Consider the following 1,587-nt stretch of genomic DNA (forward strand, 5'->3'; position numbering starts at 1 on the left):
CTCAACATCATAAACTTAAGATTAGATATTACACATTTATATTATCCTGCTAAAAACTCATTTCAAAAGGGCAGATTAAAACGAAGAGAAATCTTCACAGAGCTCCTTCTGTATACTTTAACAACTTAAAATGCCCATAATCTCCCTTTAAACGGAGAATGGGCATTTTAAAAGCTACTCTTTTGATTGTTTTTATATTTATTTGAGATGTTTTTTCTACGCTCTTTTCCAGGTAGTTCCCTTATGGGAAGTACATAGCGCTCCATTTCTTCCTGTAGTTCTCCAAGTTTTTTGATCCGCTTCTTTTCCTCCGGTTCCAAAAGGATTTTTAGCATAGTCTCTTTGAAAAGACCGATGGCTACATTTTCATTGGTATGCATGGGATATTTATTCCTGTTTTCCCGTCCTGCTGCTGCGGCCTCTTCGTCCGCACTGTTCCGAATGTCCTGAACCATGTTATATACTAAAACCTGCGCCCAAAAATCCTGGTGCACATATACTGTGGCTTTCCCTGTTACACTTTCAAATTTCATTTTGTTTTTTAGAGTATTGTATTTCTTCTCAATTTCCCATCTTTGGTAATATAAATCCGCTAATTCTTCTGCGGTAATTGTATCCGGAAGATCTGTCATCAGCGCAAGTTCATTCCCGGAGGGAAGAGTCGATTTTGATATTCTTACCAGCGTGCTCCCTTTCTTTTGCATCTGTTCATATCGTTCCGGATGTTTTTTTCGTATTTTTTGTAGGCGTGCAGATGAATGTTTTAAAATGACTTTTTCATCTGCCGACTGCATCCGTTTACGTTCTGCCATATAATCGTTGGATGAAAGACGGATCAGATAATGAATCCCTTCCGTTTCCAGAAAGTCAATAAACTCTAAGGAAGGATAACCGCGGTCAAAAACTGCGACAACCGGCTTCCTGATTCCAAATTTTTTTAATTGTTTTAAGTTTCTTTTTGCCAGTTCGTTTTCACTGATGCAAATATGTTCAATTTCAATATCCAGGTAAAAATGATTCAAAACATCATACATTCCGCTTACCAGTGCCCGTACCTGCCCTTTCCCGGAATGCTGGTTGCCGCTGTTTCCAAATGCTTCCCTGTTATCCTTTGAGTTTGGAACTTCCGCCTTGCTCCCGTCAATCGCGATTAACAAATATCCTTTCCACAGTCTGGGTTCGTCAGAACGATAAAAATCCATAAGATATTTACGGTTCAGATAGGGAAAAATTTCCGGATTTAGACGTTTTCTCTGTTGTAGATATCCCTGGACAGATAACTGCATAGACAAGTCTCCTTTTTCTTTGAAATAGTTTCTAAGTTCAAATGTCGTGGTAAGCCCCTTTTTTGAAAGACAGCATAGCAACATGTCTTTTAGGGGCATTTTTCGCTTTCTCGAAAAAGCATGGTTTCCATTCTGTCTCGCATATTTTGCAATTTCCGGATCAGATAATAATGCAGAAAACTTTTGAAATCTTGTTTTATAAGATTTAATCATATACACCCCTGCCTATATTTTAACACAATGAAAGGAACCTGCGAACAGATTCCTTTCCATTTTTTCCTTAAGTTTATGATGTTGAGCT

1 protein-coding gene is annotated in these 1,587 nt (G+C 38.1%); it reads right to left on the reverse strand.

The window, feature by feature from the left end; translation table 11 throughout:
- Positions 1-167: 167 nt before the first annotated feature.
- On the reverse strand, positions 168-1,499 hold the full coding sequence (locus tag LIZ66_RS18245; protein WP_118584333.1) for an IS4 family transposase: 1,332 nt from the start codon (positions 1,497-1,499) through the stop codon (positions 168-170).
- Between the last annotated feature and the right edge of the window lie 88 nt (positions 1,500-1,587).

The organism is Blautia faecis, from assembly GCF_020554845.1.
GTDB classification, from domain to species: Bacteria; Bacillota; Clostridia; order Lachnospirales; family Lachnospiraceae; genus Blautia_A; species Blautia_A faecis.

What these genes read in the sequence shown, in the direction of transcription:
- LIZ66_RS18245 (WP_118584333.1), bottom strand. Translation starts at nt 1,499, where the DNA reads ATGATTAAATCTTATAAAACAAGATTTCAAAAGTTTTCTGCATTATTA.